Origin of the sequence: Streptococcus sp. 27098_8_82, assembly GCF_041431615.1 — a bacterium.
Lineage (GTDB): Bacteria > Bacillota > Bacilli > Lactobacillales > Streptococcaceae > Streptococcus > Streptococcus sanguinis_K.
Genome location: NZ_JAPVYB010000001.1, coordinates 199,127 through 222,975 on the forward strand (window position 1 = coordinate 199,127; position 23,849 = coordinate 222,975).

At 40.0% G+C, this 23,849-nt stretch carries 23 protein-coding genes, 1 tRNA gene and 1 pseudogene; all 25 read left to right on the forward strand.

Going from position 1 to position 23,849, the window contains the following annotated elements; translation table 11 throughout:
* Window positions 1-100: 100 nt before the first annotated feature.
* The gene (locus tag O3627_RS01005; RefSeq protein ID WP_125382782.1) at window positions 101-670 is read left to right on the forward strand and encodes a GNAT family N-acetyltransferase; all 570 of its coding nucleotides are present in this window, start codon (window positions 101-103) and stop codon (window positions 668-670) included.
* Window positions 671-718: 48 nt separating this feature from the next.
* A tRNA-Thr gene (locus O3627_RS01010) sits at window positions 719-791 on the forward strand.
* 225 nt (window positions 792-1,016) lie between these two features.
* Window positions 1,017-1,514, forward strand: coding sequence for an rRNA maturation RNase YbeY (ybeY, locus tag O3627_RS01015; protein WP_125382781.1), 498 nt, complete (start codon window positions 1,017-1,019; stop codon window positions 1,512-1,514).
* Window positions 1,495-1,893, forward strand: a complete 399-nt coding sequence (locus O3627_RS01020) for a diacylglycerol kinase family protein (protein ID WP_002894866.1) — start codon at window positions 1,495-1,497, stop codon at window positions 1,891-1,893. The genes ybeY and O3627_RS01020 overlap by 20 nt, the downstream gene beginning before the upstream one ends.
* A 66-nt stretch (window positions 1,894-1,959) precedes the next feature.
* On the forward strand, window positions 1,960-2,859 hold the full coding sequence (era, locus tag O3627_RS01025) for a GTPase Era (protein ID WP_009659325.1): 900 nt from the start codon (window positions 1,960-1,962) through the stop codon (window positions 2,857-2,859).
* Between the two features lie 150 nt (window positions 2,860-3,009).
* Window positions 3,010-5,118 (forward strand): class I SAM-dependent DNA methyltransferase, encoded by a 2,109-nt coding sequence (locus O3627_RS01030; protein ID WP_009659312.1) that lies wholly within the window; start codon window positions 3,010-3,012, stop codon window positions 5,116-5,118.
* Window positions 5,111-6,373 carry a restriction endonuclease subunit S gene (locus tag O3627_RS01035; RefSeq protein ID WP_009659265.1) on the forward strand — a complete coding sequence of 421 codons (1,263 nt, stop codon included), beginning with the start codon at window positions 5,111-5,113 and terminating at the stop codon, window positions 6,371-6,373. Before O3627_RS01030 ends, O3627_RS01035 begins: the two co-directional genes overlap by 8 nt.
* Window positions 6,374-7,219 carry a hypothetical protein gene (locus O3627_RS01040; protein WP_009659336.1) on the forward strand — a complete coding sequence of 282 codons (846 nt, stop codon included), beginning with the start codon at window positions 6,374-6,376 and terminating at the stop codon, window positions 7,217-7,219.
* Complete coding sequence (locus tag O3627_RS01045) at window positions 7,209-7,688, forward strand: hypothetical protein (RefSeq protein WP_002894872.1); 480 nt, start codon at window positions 7,209-7,211, stop codon at window positions 7,686-7,688. The genes O3627_RS01040 and O3627_RS01045 overlap by 11 nt, the downstream gene beginning before the upstream one ends.
* Before the next feature lie 174 nt (window positions 7,689-7,862).
* On the forward strand, window positions 7,863-8,768 hold the full coding sequence (locus O3627_RS01050; protein ID WP_009659295.1) for a DNA-binding protein: 906 nt from the start codon (window positions 7,863-7,865) through the stop codon (window positions 8,766-8,768).
* Window positions 8,769-8,777: 9 nt separating this feature from the next.
* Window positions 8,778-11,735 (forward strand): type I restriction endonuclease subunit R, encoded by a 2,958-nt coding sequence (locus O3627_RS01055; protein WP_009659348.1) that lies wholly within the window; start codon window positions 8,778-8,780, stop codon window positions 11,733-11,735.
* A 2-nt stretch (window positions 11,736-11,737) separates the two neighbouring features.
* A complete protein-coding gene (locus O3627_RS01060) occupies window positions 11,738-11,887 on the forward strand; it encodes a helix-turn-helix transcriptional regulator (protein WP_083842622.1) in 150 nt (49 codons plus the stop codon).
* 25 nt (window positions 11,888-11,912) lie between these two features.
* Window positions 11,913-12,737: a DNA-formamidopyrimidine glycosylase gene (gene mutM, locus O3627_RS01065; protein WP_009659334.1), complete on the forward strand. Its 825-nt coding sequence runs from the start codon at window positions 11,913-11,915 to the stop codon at window positions 12,735-12,737.
* A 5-nt stretch (window positions 12,738-12,742) separates the two neighbouring features.
* Window positions 12,743-13,339, forward strand: coding sequence for a dephospho-CoA kinase (gene coaE, locus O3627_RS01070; RefSeq protein WP_125382778.1), 597 nt, complete (start codon window positions 12,743-12,745; stop codon window positions 13,337-13,339).
* A 4-nt stretch (window positions 13,340-13,343) separates the two neighbouring features.
* Complete coding sequence (locus tag O3627_RS01075; RefSeq protein WP_185756147.1) at window positions 13,344-14,546, forward strand: multidrug efflux MFS transporter; 1,203 nt, start codon at window positions 13,344-13,346, stop codon at window positions 14,544-14,546.
* Window positions 14,546-14,695, forward strand: coding sequence for a 50S ribosomal protein L33 (rpmG, locus tag O3627_RS01080; protein ID WP_125382775.1), 150 nt, complete (start codon window positions 14,546-14,548; stop codon window positions 14,693-14,695). The genes O3627_RS01075 and rpmG overlap by 1 nt, the downstream gene beginning before the upstream one ends.
* A 42-nt stretch (window positions 14,696-14,737) precedes the next feature.
* On the forward strand, window positions 14,738-14,971 hold the full coding sequence (secG, locus tag O3627_RS01085; protein WP_002894878.1) for a preprotein translocase subunit SecG: 234 nt from the start codon (window positions 14,738-14,740) through the stop codon (window positions 14,969-14,971).
* Between the two features lie 89 nt (window positions 14,972-15,060).
* Entirely contained in the window at window positions 15,061-17,409 is a 2,349-nt protein-coding gene (gene rnr, locus O3627_RS01090) for a ribonuclease R (protein ID WP_125382774.1), read from the forward strand.
* The gene (gene smpB, locus O3627_RS01095) at window positions 17,372-17,839 is read left to right on the forward strand and encodes an SsrA-binding protein SmpB (protein ID WP_002894882.1); all 468 of its coding nucleotides are present in this window, start codon (window positions 17,372-17,374) and stop codon (window positions 17,837-17,839) included. The genes rnr and smpB overlap by 38 nt, the downstream gene beginning before the upstream one ends.
* A gap of 156 nt (window positions 17,840-17,995) precedes the next feature.
* Window positions 17,996-18,922, forward strand: a complete 927-nt coding sequence (locus tag O3627_RS01100) for a hypothetical protein (protein WP_125382773.1) — start codon at window positions 17,996-17,998, stop codon at window positions 18,920-18,922.
* A gap of 229 nt (window positions 18,923-19,151) precedes the next feature.
* Window positions 19,152-20,114: a hypothetical protein gene (locus O3627_RS01105; protein ID WP_125382771.1), complete on the forward strand. Its 963-nt coding sequence runs from the start codon at window positions 19,152-19,154 to the stop codon at window positions 20,112-20,114.
* Between the two features lie 44 nt (window positions 20,115-20,158).
* Window positions 20,159-20,236, forward strand: a pseudogene (locus O3627_RS01110) (SsrA-binding protein); the annotation flags it as partial.
* A 175-nt stretch (window positions 20,237-20,411) separates the two neighbouring features.
* Window positions 20,412-21,374, forward strand: coding sequence for a hypothetical protein (locus O3627_RS01115; protein WP_343091926.1), 963 nt, complete (start codon window positions 20,412-20,414; stop codon window positions 21,372-21,374).
* A 24-nt stretch (window positions 21,375-21,398) separates the two neighbouring features.
* Window positions 21,399-22,442, forward strand: coding sequence for a hypothetical protein (locus tag O3627_RS01120; protein WP_125382769.1), 1,044 nt, complete (start codon window positions 21,399-21,401; stop codon window positions 22,440-22,442).
* A 181-nt stretch (window positions 22,443-22,623) separates the two neighbouring features.
* Window positions 22,624-23,487 carry an SAM-dependent methyltransferase TehB gene (gene tehB / locus O3627_RS01125; protein WP_343091925.1) on the forward strand — a complete coding sequence of 288 codons (864 nt, stop codon included), beginning with the start codon at window positions 22,624-22,626 and terminating at the stop codon, window positions 23,485-23,487.
* The last annotated feature ends 362 nt before the right edge of the window (window positions 23,488-23,849 follow it).

Consider the following 23,849-nt stretch of genomic DNA (forward strand, 5'->3'; position numbering starts at 1 on the left):
TATTGTATATGAAAACGCTTCAAAAATCAAGGGGAAATCAGAGCGGTTTGCTTTCATCAGTGAATTGTGCTATTCTGTTAAGAAAAAATAGGAGGCTATGATGGAAAATATTTATGTCAAACTGGCTCATCATACCAGACTGGAAACTGAGCGGTTGATTCTGCGTCCGGTGACCTTGGAAGATGCCCCGGCAATGTTTGAGTACGCTTCAGATGAGGAAAATACTCGCTATACGTTTGAGACAAACAAAAGCCTGGAAGAAACACGCAATAATATCGCTCTCTTTTATCTGGCCAATCCTTTGGGGCGCTGGGGAATAGAAGTGAAAGATAGCGGCAAATTCATCGGGACTATTGACCTGCATAAGATTAGGCTGGACTTGAAAACAGCGGCTATCGGCTATGTAATCAATAAAAAATACTGGAATCAGGGTTATACGACAGAGGCCAATCGCGCAGTCATCAAGCTGGCTTTTGAGGAAATTGAAATGAACAAACTTGTGGCGCTGCACGATGTTGACAATCCAGCTTCTGGCCGAGTTATGGTCAAGTCTGGTATGAAATATTCCCATGAAGAGCCTTACGCATCACTAGATAAGCATGAGAAAGGCCGCATTGTGACGCGAATGCATTACTATCTGACTAGGGAAGATTATTTTGCAAAAAAATGAGAAAGGATATTGACAAGCACCTATCTACATGATATATTAGATAGGTACGCTGATTTAGCTCAGTTGGCAGAGCGCATCCATGGTAAGGATGAGGTCGCCGGTTCGATCCCGGCAATTAGCATCTTGTAATACAAGGTTGGGTTTTCCCAGCCTTTTCTTTTTGTCAACGATAGCTGGTCGTGGAATGCAAAGTTTTGAGAAGGGACAAAATAAAAAAGAACAGCTTTTGTCTTTGCGGTGAGAGATTTACGAATCTGCTCTGCTATTTTCCAAAACCCTGCCCTTGGCTCCCTAAAGTGAGTCAAAATATGATATAATAAGGTAATACTAGCAAAGCGGGTAAGGTATGTATATCGAAATGGTAGATGAAACGGGTCAGGTTTCGGAAGAGATTCTTAAACAGACTCAGGAAATTTTGGAGTTTGCTGCCCAGAAAACGGGCAAGGAAAAGAAGGAAATGGCTGTGACTTTTGTCAGCAATGAGCGCAGTCATGAACTCAACTTGGAATATAGAGATACGGATCGGCCGACGGATGTGATCAGCTTGGAGTATAAGCCTGAGTTGGACATCGCTGTTGACGAGGAGGATTTGCTGGACCATCCTGAGTTAGCTGAGATGCTGGACGATTTTGACGCCTATATCGGCGAGCTGTTCATTTCAGTGGACAAGGCGCGTGAGCAGGCAGAGGAATACGGCCACAGCTTTGAGCGGGAGATGGGCTTTTTGGCAGTGCATGGTTTTCTGCATATCAACGGCTATGATCACTATACGCCGGAAGAAGAAGCAGAAATGTTTGGTTTACAGGAAGAAATTTTAACTGCTTATGGACTCACAAGGAAATAACAAACGCAAATGGAAAAATCGAGATGTGGTCTCGAGTTTGGAATTTGCTTTAACTGGTATTTTTACAGCCTTTAAAGAGGAGCGCAATCTGCGCAAGCATGTACTTTCGGCTCTGGCGGTGATAGTTGCGGGACTGATTTTTGACTTGTCCGCGATAGAATGGCTCTTTCTCTTTTTGAGCATTTTTCTGGTCATTGCCTTTGAGATTGTCAATTCTGCCATTGAAAATGTCGTGGATCTGGCCAGTGATTACCACTTTTCTATGCGGGCAAAGAATGCCAAGGATATGGCAGCGGGAGCTGTTCTGGTCGTGTCTGGCTTTGCTGTTGTGACAGGACTGATTATTTTTGTTCCCAAGATTTGGGATTGGATTTTTTAAAGATTTGAAAATCGGGGGAGACTGCCGATTTTCTGCTGTTTTAATGGAAATAATAGAGGTGAAAGAATGACTTTTAAATCAGGTTTTGTAGCTATTTTAGGACGTCCTAATGTTGGGAAATCAACCTTTTTGAATCATGTTATGGGGCAAAAGATTGCCATCATGAGCGATAAGGCTCAGACCACTCGCAATAAAATTATGGGAATTTACACGACGGATAAGGAGCAGATTGTCTTTATCGACACGCCGGGAATCCATAAGCCTAAGACGGCTCTAGGCGATTTTATGGTGGAAGCAGCTTACAGCACCCTGCGTGAGGTGGATACCGTCCTCTTCATGGTGCCAGCTGATGAGCCGCGTGGCAAGGGTGATGATATGATTATCGAGCGCCTGAAAGCGGCTAAGGTGCCAGTTATTTTGGTGGTTAATAAGATCGATAAAGTACATCCGGATCAGCTCTTAGCGCAAATTGATGATTTCCGTCAGCAGATGGATTTCAAAGAAATCGTGCCGATTTCAGCCCTGCAGGGTAATAATGTGTCCCATCTGATTGACATCCTCAGTGAGAATCTGGAGGAAGGCTTCCAGTATTTCCCAGAAGACCAGATTACCGACCATCCAGAGCGCTTTCTGGTGTCTGAAATGATTCGGGAGAAGGTGTTGATGCTGACGCGGGAGGAAATTCCCCACTCAGTCGCGGTGGTTGTTGACAGTATGAAGCGAGATAAGGAGACGGACAAGGTCCATATCCGAGCGACCATCATGGTGGAGCGCGATAGCCAAAAAGGTATTATCATTGGCAAAGGTGGATCCATGCTGAAGAAAATCGGATCCATGGCTCGGCGCGACATTGAGCTCATGCTGGGGGACAAGGTCTTCCTAGAAACTTGGGTCAAGGTCAAGAAAAACTGGCGGGACAAGAAGCTGGACTTGGCGGACTTTGGCTATAATAAGAAGGAGTATTGAATCCCTAAGGAAGCTAGGAAAAATTATTTTTAAAATAGCAGTGAAAGAGAGCATAACAATTTGTTATCTCTTTTTACTACAAACGAGAGATGGTCTACATTTTTTTCACCAGAAAGATACTAAAATAAGAATTGGAAATAGAGTATATATATGTCAAAATTAAAATCACAACTTCCTCTTTTTCAGAAAAATGATGTTAATATTTCTAGCGATGTCAACACAGTTTGGTCTATTGCGAATACACTTCGAGGAGCTTATCGCGCAGATAAATATCGTGATGTGATTATTCCCATGTTTGTATTAGCTAGATTGGAAGCAGCTCTACTGCCAACCAAGGATCAAGTGATTGCAGCCTACAAGAAAGACAAAAAAACACCGGAACAGATTCTTGAAGATATATCAGGATATAAATACTATAATACAAGCCCTTTTACTCTTAAAAATTTGCAAAATGATCCTGATGCAATCGAAGAAAACTTTCTCGCTTATTTAGATGGTTATTCCAAACGAGTAAAGGACATTATTGAAAACCTTAAGTTTAAGGAGCAGGTCCATACCTTGGCACAGACAGGACGCCTATTCACTGTCATTAAGAAATTCTCCAAAATTGATCTATCCCCGAGTACAGTGGATTCTATGCGAATGGGCTATATGTTTGAAGATATCATTCGCCGTTTCTCCGAAAATGAGGAAGCAGGATCTCACTATACACCTCGGGAGGTCATTGCTTTGATGGTCAACTTACTGCTCGTTGAAGCAGATGAGGAACTGTTTGTAGATAAGAGAATAGTAAAAATTCTAGACATGGCTGCTGGTACGGGAGGCATGCTGGCTACAGCCAAAAGTTATATTCGTCGTTTGAATTCTGAAGTGAATGTTCTTCTCTTTGGTCAGGAATATCTCTCAGAAACTTATGGTATCGGAAGGGCAGATATGCTGATTCGGCAGGAAAATTCTGACTACTTTGTGAAGACAGATACTCTTAAAGATGGTGATCCCTTTGCGGACAAAAAGATGAATTTTGTCATTGCCAATCCTCCCTTTGGCCAGTCTTGGGGAGGAAAGGACGCGGATGATGGTGTAGAACAGGCTGTCAAAAAAGATCAAGAACTCTTTGAGGCAACCGATGGCAGACAAGGTCGGTTTGTCAATACTCCGGCAACAGGTGATGCTCAGCTACTTTTCCACTTGCATGGCTTGGCTAAACTAGAAAAGAATGGACGTGCAGCTATTATTTCTAACGGGTCTCCGCTTTTTTCAGGTGGAACAACATCTGGAGAAAGTCAGATTAGGCGTTATATCTTAGAGAATGACTTGCTAGAAGCTATCATCGCACTCCCTGGTCAGTTTTTCTACAATACAGGAATTGGCATCTATATTTGGATCTACAATAAAAATAAAGCTCCTAAGCGTCAGAATAAGGTACAGTTTATCGATGCGACCGAAGAGTTTGTACCATTGAGAAAGTCTCTGGGACAAAAGCGTCGTGAACTTTCTGAGGACAATATCCGGCAGATTATCCAGTGGTACCATAACTTTGAAGAAAACGACCATGTGAAAATATTTGATAACAAAGAATTTCTTTATAAAGAGTATATCGTTATGCAGCCTCTGCAACGTCGAGGCAGAATTACTGAAGATACCATCGAAAAGGTTAAAAGTGTCCCATTTGTAGCAAAGCTTTATGATGAATACCAATATCAGGAACTGCTTGAAATGGAGCCTCGCACAGCCAATGATGAGAAGAAATTACAAGACTTAGCAGCTGGAAAAGCCAAGCAGGAGCAGTTATTAAATGCTCTCCGGCTTGGAATCACTGATGACAGCTACCCTAATTTTGAGGAATTTAGTCAGGCAATCAGAGAGCTATTATCTGAGGTGAAGGTGACACCAGCTAATGTCAATGCTATTGCGCTTACTATGAGCGAGATGGATAAGACAGCAGAAATTGTCACAACGACCAAGAAGGACAAGTTTGGCGAGATAGCAGATGGTATTGTCTATGATAAGACCACCAAGGATAGTGAAATCGTCAAACTGACAGAGGATGTTGAAGACTACTTTGCGCGTGAAGTCTATCCACATGTACCAGACGCCCACTATTGGTTTGATGAGGAAAAGGGCTATGGAGCTGAAATTCCTTTTACTAGGTATTTCTACCAGTACCAAGCCCCAGAAAGTGCAGATAAGCTCTTGGCAGAGTTCTACGAGCTTGAAGAAGAACTACAAAACCTCTTGGAGGAGCTCAAACATGACTAGGATGAAAGAGAGTGGCATCGACTGGATTGGACAGATACCAGAAGAGTGGGAAGTTGCTAAAGTCAATCATATTTTTGAGGAACATAAACAAAAAAATAGAGGTAATAAAGAAAAAAATCTATTATCTCTAAGTTACGGTCGTATTATCCGGAAATCCATAGATAGTTCTTTTGGACTTTTACCAGAATCATTTGATACGTATAATATTATTCAAAGAGGAGATATTGTTTTACGTCTGACTGATTTACAAAATGATAAAAGAAGTCTTCGTGTTGGACTTGCAAGAGAAAATGGTATTATTACTTCGGCATACTTAACATTGCGTTTAAAAAATTTAGAGAGTAACGACAGTTATATGTACTATCTTTTGCATACATATGATATTTGTAAAGTTTTTTATAACTTTGGTGGTGGAGTTAGACAAGGTGGGACTTGGTCAGATATTTATAAAATGGAGTTATTAATTCCTCCTTGTAATGAACAACAAAAAATTGCTGATTATCTAGACAAGAAAATAGCTCAGTTAGATAGGGCAAAAAGATTACTTGAAAAGCAAATTCAAAAACTCAAAGACTACCGCGCTAGCTTGATTTATGAGACTGTCACAAAAGGATTGGATAAAACAGTTCCTATGAAGGATTCAGGAATCGACTGGATTGGACAGGTTCCTGAGGGGTGGAAGATAGGACGAGTAAAAGATGCTTTTAAATTGAGAAGTGAAAAAAATTTTCGTCCTATTGAAGAAGTTCAACTACTTTCTCTATATACGGAATTTGGAGTATTCCCTCATGGTGATAGAGAGGAAAAAGGTAACAAAGCTGTTTCAACAGAAGGGTATAAGATTGTATATAAAAAAGATATTGTAGTGAATATTATTTTGGCTTGGATGGGCTCTATTGGAATATCAGAGTACGATGGAGTGACTAGTCCTGCATATGATATTTATGAACCTCTAGAAGGTGTTTGTTCTAAATTTTTCCATTATCTTTTTAGAACAGAAGCATTTGCTGGTCAGTGTTATAAATACGGAAAAGGTATTATGAAAATGAGATGGCGAACCTATTCAGATGACTTTAAGACTATTGAGATACTAATTCCTGATTATAACAGCCAAGTGAATATAGTTAAGTTTTTAGATAATAAACTCAAAATAATAAATCAGTTGATTGATATTAAACAAGAACAAATTGAAAATATTAATAAACAACGACAAACTCTTATTTATGATTATGTGACAGGGAAGAGGAGAGTGTAAATGGTTGTAGAACGTGAATTCAAGTGTCTTTTTTATAAAGCTATTTCTAAAACAAATGCTGTTTCAAAGATTAATGCATTTTTTGCTGGAATTGTTCCTAATGTGCCACTTGCTACAGAATCTATTGGTAATTTATCGTATTATTTACGAAATGATATTCGTAAAACAGATACGTATATAGTATTTACTATTGCAAAGGTTAATTTGGAGCAAGATATTCAAATTGATGATATTCAGACTCAAAATAGAGATATTGTGGAAAAATTAGATACCGAAGGAATAGCTAATGATGCTCAATTTTTGTATGATTTTAAAAATAGCATTTTGCTTCAGAAAAGAGGGAAATCGCAAACTACAATAGAAGAATTAAGAAAATTTATTGCTTTAAAGGTCGGAATTGATTATAAAGAACTTGAATTTGTTATTATAAAGGATAAGGATGCTATTGAAAATCTAGATAAGATGCGGCATATTCATGATGTTGTTTTTTCAATCGCTATTCCAGAAAATTTATCATTATTCTCAGATCAAGTAAAAGATATTAATAGTGGTGTTGAATTTGCTAAGGAAATGTCAGCCGAAAGTATGGAAATGAGAATAAAGGGAGCTAGTTTAAATAAAAATAGAATTAAACGCGCTATAGACGAATTGTGTTCGTATAAAGATAACCAGAATATGAAGATCCGAACTATGTCTGTTTATGGTGACTCAGAGATAATTGATTTAGTAACTCATAAGTTAAACTATTATGAAAAATATTATCTGGATGAAGTTGATAACAATGTCTTTTATGATAAACTTGAAAGAGCTTATAAAGTAAGGGAAGAGTATTTGAATGATTACTAAAATTAGAAAACATGAGAAAAAAATATTTTTTTTCCTTTCTTTGTTAGTAGCTTTGTATTTTTTGATATGTCCAATCAAATTGTCCGTTTTTCAGAATTATGCAGATTTTCTATCATCTATTCAAAATGTCCTTATTTTTACATCAGGTGTACTTATAGCTTCATTTAGTATTACTTCATTTTTACCGGACAATCCATTTATCAAAAAACTAAAAACTCTGAATTTAGACTTGCTAATAATGAAACAACTTTTTGATCTGTCGATTTTATCAGTACTATTATTAATTTTTCCTTCTATTTTTATATCTCTTGAACAAAATAACTCAGCAAATATTGTACATGTGGGTATGAGCATCTTTATCGGAAGTTTATTGTATTTCATTTTATCGCTATGTAGTTTAGTATTAACTTTTAGAAAGATTCTATGTTTAAGTTTAGATAGTGAAAAGGAAAAAAGAAAGACTAATTAGATATTTGTAAGTAATGGGGACATAATTGGGAATAGTGAGTTTTATAAGACTAATGTGTATGGCCTACATATTATTTCCGTTTATTATCCTTCCGTTAATCCGCAAATATTGTTCCGTTATTCCTCATATTGTTCCGAACTATGGTATAATAGAGGGAGAAAGTGAGGAGTGCTCATGTATATGACAGTGAGGCAGGCAGCTGATCTCTGGGGGATTTCTGATCGTCGAGTTCGGTCTCTGTGCAGTCAGGGAAAGATTCCGGGTGCTGTCCAAGAAGGGCGTTTGTGGAGAATTCCCTCAGATGCCAGAAAACCAGCGGATGGTCGCTATAAAAAAGCAGAGAGCCTCTTGCCTTTGATTGATGAAAAGATGATGAAGTTATCAAAACTTCGCCCTTTGACGGATGGAGAGCTGGAGCGGCTGAATGAAGAGTTCACAGTCGAATATACTTATAATTCAAATGCCATTGAGGGCAATACTCTGACCTTGCGTGAGACAGATTTGGTCCTGCGTGGATTGACTATTGACCAAAAGCCTTTAAAAGATCATATGGAGGCAATCGGTCATCAGGAGGCTTTTCAGTATGTTCAAAGGCTTGTTGAGGAGAACCAGCCTTTGTCAGATCAGATGATAAAGGATATTCATTATCTAGTATTAGCGGATAAAAAAAATGACCGAGGCATTTATCGGAGAGTCCCGGTGCGCATCATGGGAGCAGCCAATGAACCGGCTCAGCCGTATATGATTGCTCCATTGATGGAGAAGATCCTAATGGACTATGCTGCAAGTCAGGAAAATATGGTGACCAAACTAGCTCAGTTTCATATTGCCTTTGAGAGTATCCATCCGTTTATTGACGGCAATGGCCGAACAGGTAGGCTCTTGGTGAATTTGGAGTTGATGAAGGCAGGCTATCCACCAATTGATATAAAATTTATGGACAGATTAGCTTATTACCAAGCATTTGATGACTTTCATTCAAAAGGAAGTTTATCGGCAATGGAGGATTTATTTGCCAAATATATCAATGAAAGATTGGATATGTATTTGGAGATTTTATCTCTTGCTGATGAAGGATAAGGAGAGCAGATGGCAAATTTAGATATTACTGAGCGTTATGATTTTCAGCAATGGATTTTAAAAGATCTCATTCAGTATAATGGCTATATTCAGCGTGCTCAGTCTGCTTATAATCAAAGGTTGGCTATGGATATAGATATTTTATGGGAATTTCTGATGTCAACCCAAGAAGCAACTGTCGAAAAACTCTTGAAGCGTTTTGATAGAGAAACTATTCTCAATTTGATTAATCAAGAAATTATCAAAGGTGGTCTTCTATTTGCCTTAAAAGATGGAGTGTATATTGAGAATAAAAAACTTCGTCTTATGTACCGCAGACCAGCAACAGACTTTAATGAAAAGGCTAGCCATCAGTATAATTTAAATCGCTTGACAGTAATGGAAGAAGTGGTCTATAAGGACCAAGAACGTATTGACTTAGTCATCTTTCTTAATGGCTTAGCCTTGTTTGCTATTGAGTTGAAACTAAATTCAAGTGGCCAGTCTGTCCAAGATGCTATTAAGCAGTTAAAAGGACGTGATGTTAAAAATCGTCTTTTCCGATTTAATGCAGGAGTATTAGTTAGTTTTGCGGTTGACTGGATGGAAGTCTATATGACAACTCAGCTTAAGGGATCAGATACCTACTTCTTGCCTTTTAATAAAGGAAAGGGTGAAGGGATTGACCAAGGAGCAGGGAATCCCCAGAATAATCAGGGGCCAGAAACAGAATATCTATGGCGAGATTTGCTGAAGAAAGAAAGTATCCTACAGTTGATTGAACGTTTTATCTTTTTAACGCCTGATAAAAAGGATATCATTTTTCCGCGTTATCAGCAGAGACGAGCAGTTAATCGTATTTTAGAAGATATGCGAGTCAACCATACTGACAGAAACTATCTGATTCAGCATTCTGCGGGGTCGGGTAAAACAAATACGATTGCTTGGTTGGCACACAGCTTAGTTAGTCTTCATGATGAAGAAAATCAAAATATCGTTGATACAGTTTTGGTTGTTACTGACCGTATCGTTGTTGACCGTCAACTTCAAGATGCTATTCGTTCTATTGAGCATCAGCCTGGTGTGATTAAGGTTATGGATGATAAGGCTACTTCTAGCGACTTAGCAGATGCACTTGCTGGGAATACAAAAATTGTTGCGACCACTATCCATAAGTTTGCACAAATAAATAAATCAAACTGGATGTCTGCGGGTGTAACAGCAGAAAAGAAATTTGCCATTTTGATTGATGAGGCGCATAGTTCTACGACTGGCTCCTATATGAGTGCAGTCAGTCAGGTATTGACTGAAACGGATATAGAGAACGGCACAATGGATGAGCCACAAGAAGTGTCTGTCGGCGATGCTATTGAACAGGAAATTGCCCGTACAGGGAAACAAGACAATATTTCTATTATTGCATTTACAGCGACACCTAAAGCTACTACATTGCAGTTGTTTGGCTCTACTAGACCAGATGGTTCAAAGGTTCCTTTTGACTTGTACAGTATGAAGCAGGCTATTGAGGAAGGTTTTATTTTAGATGTTCTCAATAACTACACCACTTATAAAACATACTACAAGCTAAATAAGGCGGTCGAAGAGGATCCTGAACTCAAAACGACAGTGGCAAAGCGGAAAATTGCTAAATTTGTGGAGCTATCTGATGAAAATATTCATCAAAAGGTCGAAATTATCATGGACCATTTTATTACTCATGACATCATGGCTGATTTAGGTGGACATGGAAAGGCAATGATTGTAACTTCAGGACGTGAGGCAGCTGTCAAATACCAACAAGCTTTTAAGAAATATTTAAAAGAGCATCATATTACTAGTATCGGAGCGGCCGTCGCTTTTTCAGGAAGGTTGAGCCTTGATGGAGCTGAATTTAGCGAATCTTCTATGAATGGCTTTAGTGAAGATAAGCTCAAAAGTAAGTTTGATACTGATGATTATCAAGTGCTAATCGTTGCAAATAAATATCAAACGGGCTTTGACCAGCCTAAATTATTGGCTATGTATGTAGATAAAAAGTTGCGTGATGTAGCAGCAGTACAGACTTTATCTCGTTTGAATCGTATTGTAAAAGGCTATCACAAAAAGACTTTTATTCTTGATTTTAAAAATACCTATGAGGATATTAATAGAGCTTTTGCTCCCTACTACCGAGAAACAATTTTGACTGAAACGATTACTCCGAGCGATGTATTTGATTTAGATGCTAAAATTGAAAGTTATGGAATAGTAGATAATGATGATGTCCATGCCTATAATCAATTCTTATATCAAGAGAAACGTTCCAGCCGCGATAAACAAAAGATGCTCGCTCTACTGTCAAACGGGTATGCACGAGTGCAGCGTTTTGATGAAAAAGAACAAGTAAATATCCGTAAAGTTATTCGTGGATTTTTACGGATGTATACCTTCTTGATTCAGGCTACAGCTTATCAAAATGAATTGCTTCATGAACGATACAATTATCTGCAAGGTCTTGTGAAAATGATTGATGTCCGATTGGGAGGGAATGATTTCACTATTGCTGATAAGATTGTTGTAGATTATATGAAACACAAACAAACCGGTTTTTACACTGTGGCAGAGTTAGAGGGAAATTATTCGGTGACACTAAATAAGCCGAATTTATCAAATGTTTCTGAAGAACAAGAGAAAAAATTGTCTGAAATCATTGAAGAAATTAATGAGCAGCTTGATTTAGATATTGATGATCAAATTGCTGTTAGCGGGGCAGTCTCAATTAGGGAATTGATGAAGAAGAATCCTAAATTGAAGCAATCAGCTTTAGTAAACTCTCGCGAAGATTTCGAATTTTCATTTGAGGATGAAATTGATAAAGCTTTAACTGATGGTTACACCCAAAATCAAGATTTCTTTGGAGTGCTATTGAGTAATGAAGATTTCAAAAAGCGTATTGCAAAGATTTTTATTGATGATGTTTACCAAAGTTTTAAAAAGAGTGGTGATTAAAAATTCTATTAGGAATAACAAAAATTACACAAGCAAATTTGTCTATTCTAAAAACAGGTAAGGCTAAAGGTATTCGCTTTGCGACCTTACTGGCTATCTGTGAAACGCTGGATTGTCAGCCTGCTGATATTTTAGAGTATATTTCTGGCTAATAAATAGAAGATAGAAAGGAACTTTATGCCTGAATTACCTGAAGTGGAGACGGTTCGGCGCGGTTTGGAGCGTCTGGTTGTTGGCAAGACGATTGGACAGGTGCGGGTCCGCTATGCTAAGATGATCGGTACAGGAGTGGATAGCTTTGTCCATGACTTGCCAAGTCAGACCATTGAAAGGATTGGCCGTCGGGGCAAGTATTTGCTCTTTTACCTGACAGGCGGAGTGCTGGTTTCCCATCTGCGAATGGAAGGCAAGTATCTTTTTTATCCTGATGCGGTGCCTGAGCGCACGCATGCCCATGTCTTTTTCGAGATGACAGATGGTGGAACGCTTGTTTATGAGGATGTTCGTAAGTTTGGGACCATGGAGCTATTGAGAAAGGATCAGCTGGAGACTTATTTTACTGCCAGAAAGCTTGGTCCTGAGCCGACAGAGGCGGACTTTCTTTTGGCGCCTTTTGCAGCAGCTTTGGGTCGTTCCAAGAAGCCTATAAAACCCTATTTGCTGGAGCAGACTTTGGTCGTTGGACTGGGCAATATCTATGTAGACGAGGCCCTTTGGCGGGCGCGGATTCATCCGGCCAGGCCTGCAGCTAGTCTAAAGCCTGCTGAGGCCAAGCGGCTGCGTGAGCAGATTATAGAAGTTTTGCAGCTCGGGATTGAAAAGAGAGGATCGACCATTCGGACCTATCGTAATGCTTTGGGTGAAGATGGCACTATGCAGGATTTTCTGCAAGTTTATGGAAAGACTGGTCAACCTTGTGCTAGATGCGGCAGCCCGATTGAAAAAATTAAGCTGGGTGGACGCGGTACTCATCTCTGTCCTCATTGTCAGAAAGCGAGGTAGCTGTCATGGCAAGAATTATCGGTATCACTGGCGGCATTGCCTCGGGTAAGTCAACTGTGACAGAGTTTTTAAGGCAGCAGGGCTACCAAGTCATTGATGCGGATCAGGTGGTTCATGAGTTACAGGAGCCGGGGGGACGGCTTTATCAAGCTCTTTTATCCGCTTTTGGTCCAGCTATCTTACAGGAAGATGGGCGCTTGGATCGGCCCAAGCTGGGAGCTATGATTTTTGGGAATCCCGAACTCATGGCGCGGTCCAGTCAAATACAAAACCGTATTATTCGCGAGGAACTGGCTGGCAGACGAGGTTTGCTAGCAGAGAAGGAAGATATCTTTTTTATGGATCTTCCCTTGCTGTTTGAGTTACAATATGAGGACTGGTTTGACCAAATCTGGCTGGTGGATGTGACGGAGGAAACTCAGCTCAGTCGTCTTATGTCTCGAAATGCTCTCAGTCAGGAAGAGGCAGAAAAACGCATAGCAGCTCAGCTATCTCTTCTAGAAAAACGAAAGAGGGCAGACGTGCTGATTGATAATAATGGATCGCTTGAGGAAACTCGACAGCAGATTCGCGATGCTTTGAAGAAATTAGAAAGAAGATGATTTTATTACAAATCAAGTAAATTGGAAACATAACCTGAAAGTCGCTTGGTTTGGGAACTTCCTAACAGGTGCCAGCATTTCTCTGGTGACGCCTTTTATGCCACTTTTCGTGGAGCAGCTGGGTGCCAGAGGTCATGAGGTGGAGTATTACGCTGGACTAGGGATTTCACTCTCTGCAATCTCAGCGGCGCTGCTCTCTCCTGTTTGGGGAAGCCTGGCCGATCGGTATGGTCGTAAGCCTATGATGATACGTGCAGCTACTGCCATGGTTTTCACGATGGGCGGCATTGCTTTTGTACCCAATATTTTCTGGCTCTTGCTTCTACGCTTTCTAAATGGTGTTTTCGCTGGTTATGTTCCCAACAGCACAGCTCTGATTGCCAGTCAGGCTCCCAAGGAAAAAACAGGTTATGCTCTGGGAACTCTCTCGACCGGTGTCGTTGCGGGTAATCTTATGGGGCCATTTATTGGAGGGCTGATTGCGGAGATGTTCGGTATTCGCAATGTCTTTCTTTTGATTGGCGGCTTCTTTCTAGTGGCAGCCTTGATGACCTTTTATTTGATTCGGGAGGATTTTGTGCCAGTGACCCGACAAGAAGAGGTAGGCTTTAGGGAATTGCTGCGCCAACTCAGGTATCCTAAGATGCTGATGAATCTCTTTCTGACCAGCTTTGTTATCCAGTTTGCAGCTCAATCTATCAGCCCTATCCTTTCCCTCTATGTCAGAGAGCTGGGGCAAAAGGACAATCTGATCTTTGTTTCGGGTCTCATCGTTTCTAGCATGGGACTTTCCAGCATGATGAGCTCCAGTATTTTAGGGCGGTTAGGAGACCGTATCGGCAATCACCGGCTTCTGGTGCTGGCTCAGTTCTATTCAATCCTGATTTATCTGCTCTGTGCCAATGCTGGCTCCCCTATGCAGCTAGGCTTTTATCGCTTTTTATTTGGTCTAGGAACAGGGGCGCTGATACCAGGTGTCAATGCTTTGCTAAGTAAGATAACACCCAAATTTGGAATCTCTAGGATTTTCAGCTATAATCAGATTTTCTTTTATCTGGGTGGAGTGATCGGCCCTATGTCTGGATCGGTCATTGCGGCAGCCTATGGCTATCATTCAGTCTTTTATGTAACAGCAGGGCTAGTTGCTGTCAGTATGCTGGCCAATCTCTTTAGTTTTCGAAATTTATTTAAAAAGAAGGATATCTAGTGCGCGTTAAAATAAATTTAAAATGTTCCAGCTGCGGCAGTCATAACTATCTGACCAGCAAAAATACTAAAACGCATCCGGAAAAAATTGAGGTCTTAAAGTATTGTCCTAAGGAAAGAAAAGTTACTTTACATCTTGAATCCAAGTAGATTTTATGATAAAATAGATAGGATTTTAAGGAGTTTTTATTTATGTACAACCTATTATTAACCATTTTAGTCATTTTATCAGCTATTATTGTCATTGCAATTTTCATGCAGCCAACTAAAAATCAGTCCAGCAACGTCTTTGATGCCAGTGCCAACGACTTGTTTGAACGTCCTAAGGCACGCGGTTTTGAAGCTGTGATGCAGCGTATGACGGGAATCATGATTTTCTTCTGGCTACTGATTGCATTGGTATTAGCAGTATTATCTAGTAAATAAAATGGGCTCTGACTTCGTCTTGGCCTATTTTTTAAGTTTTAAAGAGATTTAGAAAGGATGAAGAAAGAGCTCGTTAAGAGAAGAGGAATATGAAATCAGAAATCATTGAATATTTAAAAGACAGGCAGCAGGCCAGCGTGGATGAGCTGGCGGCTGCTTTGGGGAAAGACTCTTCCAAGGCCTTTAGTAGCTTGGTCAAGACCATCTCCCAGATGGAAAGAAAGCATCAGATTCGCTTTGATGACAAGGGGCGGATTGAGCTTTATGAGAAGAAAAAGCAGGAGCGTCTGACGCTCAAGGGTGTTTTTCATGCCCACAAGAATGGCTTTGGCTTTGTCACTCTGAATGAGGAAGAGGATGACCTCTTTGTCGGCCGTAATGATGTCAATCATGCCATTGATGGCGATACGGTGGAAGTAGTCATTACCAAGGTGGCAGACCGGATCAAGGGAACATCAGCTGAGGCTAAGATTATCGATATTTTGGAGCACAGCCTGACGGCAGCAGTAGGCCAGCTGGTTCTGGATGAGGAAAAGCCCAAGTATGCGGGCTATATCCGCTCGAAAAATCAGAAAATCCGCCAGCCTATTTATGTTAAAAAACCAGCCATGGTTTTAGATGGCACAGAGGTGCTCAAGGTCGCTATTGACAAATATCCGACCAAGAAGCACGATTTCTTCGTGGCTAGTCTGGTCGATGTGGTCGGCCATGTCAATGATCCAGGCATTGATGTACTGGAAGTGCTGGAGTCGATGGACATTGTCTCTGAGTTTCCAGAAAAGGTCTTGGAAGAGGCCGAGCGAGTTCCAGAGGCACCGACAGAGAGTGATTTGGCAGGGCGTTTGGACCTGCGTGAAGAGATAACCTTCACCATCGATGGAGCGGATGCCAAAGACTTGGACGATGCTGTCCATATCAAGCGCCTGAAAAATGGCAACTTTGAGCTAGGCGTCCATATCGCAGATGTGTCCTACTATGTCAAAGAAGGCTCTGAGCTGGACAAAGAAGCCCTCAATCGAGCGACCTCTGTTTATGTGACCGATCGCGTGGTACCTATGCTGCCAGAGCGCTTGTCAAACGGAATCTGCTCTCTCAATCCCAATGTGGACCGGCTGACCCAGTCGGCTATCATGGAGATAGATGCCAAGGGGTGCGTGGTCAAGCATACCATCACCCAAACTGTCATCAAGACGACCTTCCGCATGACCTACAGCGATGTCAACGACATCATTGCTGGAAATCAGGAAAAAGCTGAGCAGTTCAAGGAAATTGTGCCTAGTATTGACAGCATGGTCCAGCTGCATGAGATTCTGGAAAGCATGCGTTTTAAACGCGGTGCTCTTAACTTTGACACCAATGAAGCCAAAATCATGGTCAACAAAGAAGGCCGCCCGGTGGATATTGTCCTGCGTCAGCGTGGGATTGCCGAGCGCATGATTGAGTCCTTTATGCTAGTGGCGAATGAGACGGTGGCTGAGCATTTTGCTAAGTTAAATCTGCCCTTCATCTATCGGATCCACGAGGAGCCTAAGGCGGAGAAGGTGCAGAAGTTCATTGACTACGCCTCTAGCTTTGGGATTCGGATATACGGGACGGCTAGCTCTATGAGTCAGCAGGCTCTGCAGGATATTATGGAATCGGTCAAAGACCAGCCTTATGAGGAAGTCCTGTCCATGATGCTTCTGCGCTCCATGCAGCAGGCTCGCTACTCTGAGCACAATCACGGCCACTATGGTTTGGCAGCGGAGTTTTATACGCATTTCACCAGTCCGATTCGCCGCTATCCGGACCTTCTGGTTCACCGGATGGTGCGGGATTATGGCAAGTCTAAGGAAATAGCAGAGCATTTTGAGCAAGTGATTCCAGAGATTGCCAGTCAGTCCTCCAGCCGAGAGCGTCGGGCTATCGAGGCCGAGCGTGAAGTTGAAGCCATGAAAAAGGCTGAGTACATGGAAGAATTTGTTGGAGAAGAATTTGACGGCGTGGTTTCAAGCGTGGTTAAGTTTGGACTCTTCGTAGAGCTGCCTAATACGGTCGAGGGCTTGATTCATGTTACCAACCTGCCAGAGTTTTACAGCTACAATGAGCGGACGATGACCCTGCAAGGAGAAAAGTCTGGCGTGGTCTTCAAGGTCGGTCAGCAGATTCGCATCAAGCTGGTTCGAGCGGATAAGGCTACGGGCGAGATTGACTTTGAATACCTGCCTAGTGAATTTGACCTGGTAGAAAAGACTAGCAAGAGTGGCAGAGCCAGGTCAGGCAGAAAGAGACGCCGTGAAGATGACAAGCGCAGCCATTCTTCCAAAGAAAAAGGCTACAGAGATAAGAAAGATAAGAAGTCCAAGAAAGGCAAGAGCCAGAAGGCATTTTACAAGGAACTAGTCAAGAAAGGAGCCAAGCATGGCAAAGGGAGAAGGAAAGGTCGTCGCGCAAAATAAAAAGGCCAGACACGACTACACCATCGTGGATACCATCGAGGCCGGCATGGTGCTGACCGGTACGGAAATCAAGAGTGTTCGCGCTGCTCGTATCAATCTCAAAGACGGCTTTGCCCAGATCAAGAACGGTGAGGCTTGGCTCAGCAATGTCCATATCGCTCCTTATGAAGAGGGCAATATCTGGAACCAAGAGCCTGAGCGCCGCAGAAAGCTGCTGCTGCATAAGAAGCAGATCCAAAAGCTGGAGCAGGAGACCAAGGGAACTGGTATGACGCTTGTGCCGCTCAAGGTCTATCTCAAGGACGGCTATGCCAAGCTGCTCCTGGGCCTGGCCAAAGGGAAGCACGACTACGACAAGCGCGAGTCCATCAAACGCCGCGAGCAAAACCGCGACATCGCAAGACAAATGAAGAACTTTAATACAAGATGAAAGACTGGGGGGACCGGTCTTTTTTAGCATTCAACTCTGATTTTGATTTATGCTATAATGGAAAGGATGAGGAATGTAATTCGGAAGCTATCTTACAGACAGATAGAATATATAAATATGCGATGAATTCTTCAGTAAATTACTTGAGGTTAAGAAATGAAAGGTATAAAATCGAAAAAAAGTATCTTTTTAATTATTCTTCTTACGGCTTTACTTGGAGCTCTATTTCTCCATCACCAATCGCCAGTAGAAGAGGAGCGTTTCAGGAGTGAATATACACTTTATGTTGATGATCTTAGATTTGAGCAATTGGAAGATGGAAAGCTTGTGTTTGTGACAAGTAAGACACCTGAACAGGGCTTTAATGCATTAAAAGTTGGGCAAAATAATTTTTATTTGGATGATTGGAGCTTCGATTATAGTGAGGAAAATCGAGCTGATAGTCATCAGAATGAAGGAGAGTATTACTTTATTAATGTCTATGATCTAAAGACGAAGAAGTTTAAGAAAAGATTGGACATTTTTGAAATTGTTCGACATTATGATCCTTCGTTCGGGGTTGACTTATCTGGCGATATTCTAAACATTCAAGGGCAAGATTATATTTACATTAGGCTAATAAAAGAAAATAGTTCACCGAGAATTAAAGAAATCCTCTTTAATGTGGATACTGAGGAGATAATTGATTATTCAAAAGAATTTGTTGAATCTAAATTACAATTCGATGAAGTATCCATCACTTCTGGCTTGTGGGATCACCTTACTGACTCATACAATCTTGCTTCGAGCTTTCAAGGTATAGGTCCTGGTTCAGTCAAAGGAAGTAAAATACCTGATGATTTAAATATCTCGAAACGATACCCTGAGATTGTAAAAAAAATGAATTCTGGTGAAGGAAAGATTTACACTCGTCGAGGCAATAGTAGCCCAGAGGAATGGTATGATACACTAATGCACTGGTTTGCTCCAGTAGGGCAAGATAAGCTTTCTCTTTCTATAACTGATAAGGAAACTAGTGAAGTAACACCTATTAATTCTTATGAAGATTTTTTAAAGTGGAAAGAGTCTCATCAAAATGATTGAGCTGGGCAAAGAAGTGAATAGTAGCCACAGGGGAAGATGTCTAATGACATTAAAAGACTGGGCGACCAGTCTTTTTTAGCATTCAACTCTGACTTTTGATTTATGCTATAATGGAAAGGATGAGGTTTGAGGATGACCACTTTTGGTGAATGATTGATAAAAAAAGTGGAATGACTCCGAGGACTATCAAAATAAATGGCTAGATGAATTAAAAAGTGGTGGTAAGCAAATGAAACTCAATAAAAAATTTTTCATATTTCTTGGAGGACTTCTTCTGGCTTCAGTAGTTTTCTTTACTTTTTTTCTAGGTGGGAAGAAGAAAGAATATGCTAAGAGTGAATATTGTGTTGAAGGAATACAGCTATTTAATAAAGATAAATATGTTTTGGTTGGCAGTAAAGAAAATGATTCTTTTCGCTATAGTCAAAATTATATAACGGATTTTAAATACAACAGTTTGGATGAATATGACAGTGTAAGTTCATCTAAAGTAAATAAAGAGGAATATTTCAAAATCAAGATTTATGATTTGCACGATTCCACCAAAATAACTAGCAAAGAAGTCGATATCTATAGTTTGTTAGGACGAGAGAATACATATAGGCTTAAGCAGATTCAGGAGCAGTTCTCAAAGGATGGAAAAGAGTATTTATCTTTTAGCATGTATTCGAACGAAGGCGGTAAGATAGAAAAAACTATATACGTAATTCTGTCGTTGGATACGGGAAAAATCGAAAAGAAGATGTCAGAAAATGAGTTCAATGAATTTTTAAGTAAAGAGGATATCACAATTTTTCCTGTGGAGGCTTCTTCGCCTATGGCTACCAATTGGAAAAAAGGAGGTATAGAGAGTCAGATTAGTTCTTCAACATCAAATTATCACTTAGGATATGGACCAGGTTACTTAGTAGCTTCTTATGATAAAGGTAATTTAGATCTTTCAGGCACTAATTTTGCAAAACTCTATCCAGAAATTTCAACAAATATAAAAGAAATGAATAAAATCTATTTCCGTCCAGAGCAATACAATGAGGAGGAGTGGTTTAATGATTTAATTCATTGGTTTGCGCCCGAAGGTCAGGATGTAATGGAACTTTATGCCACAGATGAAACAACTGGAGAGAAAACACAGATTCGATCTTTTAATGATTTCAAGCATTGGGTTGAAACCCATCCACAAAAAGAAAACTAGAGTCTACAAGGAAAACGATAAAACTACTGACAAATAACTCTTGCGACAAGCGCGAGTCCATCAAACGCCGCGAGCAAAACCTCGACATTGCAAGACAGATGAAGAACTTTAATACAAGATGAAAGACTGGGCGACCGGTCTTTTTTAGTATTTAACTTTGACTTTTGATTTATGCTATAATGGGAGGGAACAAGTTTAAGGATGATTTCTTTTTGTGAATGATTGATGAAAAAGCGGAATGACTCCAAGGACTATCAAAATAAATGACTAGATGAATTAAAAACTGGTGGTAAGCAAATGAAACTCAATAAAAAATTTTTCATATTTCTTGGAGGACTTCTTCTGACTTTAGTAGTTCTTTTCGCTTTTTTAGTAAGTGGGAGAAAAAAAGAGTATGATAAAGAAGACTATAATGTTGATCAAATAGAGTTGTTCAGTCAAAACAAATATGTATTGGTTACTAGCAGAAATGATGGTTCTTTCAATTATGGACAGAATTATATAACAGATTTCAAGTATAATATTCTTACTGAAGAGGATGGCTTAACGTCGTCTAAAGTTAGTAAAGAGGAATATTTCAAAATCAAGATTTATAATTTGCAGGATCCATCTAAAATAACTAGTAAAGAAGTCAATGTCTACGATTTGTTAGGACAAGAGAATACTTATAGGCTTAAGCAAATTCGTGCACAATTTACAAGGAACGGAAAAGAATTTCTAACTTTTAGTATGCACTCGTATGAAAAAGGGAAACCGGAGAAAATCAAATATTTTATTCTAGCATTGGAGTCAGGAAAAATTGAAAAAGAGATGTCAGAAAAAGAGATTAATCTACTTTTAGATCAGAAGGATACTAGAACTTATATGAGAGGAACAATATATAAGACTATGGATCTTGTAAGAGGTGGAATAGGGGATCAGATTAATAACGCACTATTAAAGTATGGTATGGAGTATGTTTCTGGCTACATAATACCATCGTATAAAATAGGTGATTATGTGGAAGTTTCAGGTACTAATTTTGCTAAGATTTATCCTGAAATTGCGAAAAAAATGAGAGACATGAATAAAATCTATTTCCGTCCAGACCAATACAATGAGGAGGAGTGGTTTAATGATTTAATTCATTGGTTTGCGCCCGAAGGTCAGGATGTAATGGAACTTTATGCCACAGATGAAGCAACTGGAGAGAAAACACAGATTCGATCTTTTAATGATTTCAAGAATTGGGTTGAAACCCATCCACAAAAAGAAAAATAGAAACGATAAGAAGAAAGGTAAAAAATGATAAGAAAATTATTGTTAAGTATTCTTGCTTTAGCAGTCTTGGGACTTGCCATATTTGCTTGGCAGTGTCATTTAAAACAAGATCAGCTTCAAAAAGCTAAGGAAGAAAGAGAAACTTATGAATCCTTAATTTATTATACAGGGACTTTTACAATTGATGATTATTCTTTTCTTGAAAATGGTACAGGGGTAGTGGTTCATTGGAAATCAGAAAATCCAGAGGAAGATGCCTTAGTTCGCAAGTATGCTACTCTGAAAAACGCAGATGAACCAGTGCAAGTGACACGTGGTGCGCGTAATGCCAACTATATTGTTCGAGAGAACATGAAGCTTCCTTCAGGACCGAATTATCTCGATAAAAAAAATGAAGGTAACTATTATACCTTATCCATTTACCACGTTAAGAATCAACAGTTAGAAGGTTATAAAGAAGATTTGTATAAATTAGTTTCAGACTATAATTCTCGATATTTACCTAGAGGAATAGAGGAAACATTAACTGTCATTGATGGAAGTAATTATTTGTCTATTCTTGCCTCTGAGTCTGGGGAACATGATAAGTTTCAAACTCTTTGGTACAATCTTGATACTCGAAAAATTGAATGGGAAGATAACAAGACAGCACAATTTCAAAGCCCAACCTTTAATTTTAAACTAAATAGGCAACAGTTTGATGAAAAGTTGGGGAATTTCAGATTTCCTATTTTATATCCTTTAGATGAAGCTGTGGATACAAGTTGGATTCGAAATATCTTGATGGCGCAAACAGACCCAAAGGCAGCGGCATTATTGGAAAAAACGAACTCTCAACTTTATATACTTGATAAGAGCGTTAAAGACTATCTAGAGTTTTATAGTCTGTTAGTTCCTTCGAATACAGACTTATATGAAGGTGTGATTCCAGCAAGTATCAGTAAAGATGGATTGGAACATCCTTTTAACTCTAAAGAGGAATTCAACCAGTTTTATGATGAGAGTAAGGATAAGGAATTAATGAAACAAAAACAGAATAAATCAATTTTACAAGAAAGGGTATACTGATGAGTCGTAAAGAGATAGATGCTGAAAAGTAAACTTCCTATGTGAGAAAGAACTGGCTGATTGACCAGTTCTTTCTTTTTGCTAGAGACAGTTCAACTTGGCACTTGTAAAGTCTGTGCTTTTCGAGTATGATAAAGACAGTTAGATTACTCGTAGTTTGCTTTTAGAGAAAGGATTATTTATGACAGAAGAATTGCTAGCTTATAAACGCATGCCGCTGTGGACGGCTGAGACAATGCCAGAGACAGTAAAGAGAAAGCACAATACCAAAGAGGGAACTTGGGGCAAAATCAATGTTCTCAAGGGACGCCTTAAGTTTGTCGAGATGTCAGAGGAAGGTGAGGAGCTGGCTGAGCACATCTTTGAGGCTGGTCAGGACAATCCTTTTGCCCAGCCCCAAGCTTGGCATCGGGTCGAAGCCTTGACGGATGACCTAGAGTGGTATTTGGAGTTTTACTGTCGGCCTGAGGATTATTTCCCTAAGAAATACGGCAGTAATCCAGTGCACTCAGAGGTTTTGGAAGCCATGCAAACAGTCCGGCCTGGACGGGCTTTAGATCTGGGCTGTGGTCAAGGTCGCAATGCTCTCTTTCTAGCTAAGCAGGGCTTTGAAGTGACAGCTGTAGATCAGAATGAGCTGGCACTGGAGATCTTACGTAGCATTGTGGAGCAGGAGGATTTAGATCTGCCAGTGGGTAGTTACGATATCAACTCAGCTAGTCTAACCCAGACTTATGATTTGATCGTTTCCACCGTTGTCCTTATGTTTCTGCAGGCGGAGCGAATTCCGGATATTATCCGAAATATGCAAGAGCACACAGCGCTTGGTGGCTATAATCTCATTGTCTGTGCTATGGATACAGAAGACTTCCCATGCTCTGTTCCCTTTCCTTTTACGTTTAAGGAAGGCGAGCTTGCCGAGTATTACAAGGACTGGGAGCTGGTTAAGTACAATGAAAATCCTGGTCACCTCCATCGCCGTGATGAAAACGGCAATCGAATTCAGCTGCGCTTTGCGACTATGCTGGCTAAAAAGGTTCAGTAGAAGATGCTAGGACAGAACTAAATTTTTGAAAATTTAGCTTGGCCCACTTATTTTGAGGCTTAGGTTTAAAAGGTCTGGGAGACAATTTAAATTGTCTCAGATTCAATATTTTTTGAACATAATAAAGCTAGACTGAGATATTTTTGTCTCAGTCTTTTTATTTTAGTAAAAAACTTTAGAAATATTTTAGAATTTCTTGAGAAATATCTGAAGTTTGGACGCTATACTAGAAAGTGCAAGGGGCGAGAGAAAAGAGCTGGAAGCAACAGGACAGCTGATAGAAACTTTAGTTTTTCTTTAAGTGTGAGTCTAGAGCAGATCACTTTTAAAAGCAGACTGAACGACCTAATTCTCTCTTCTTG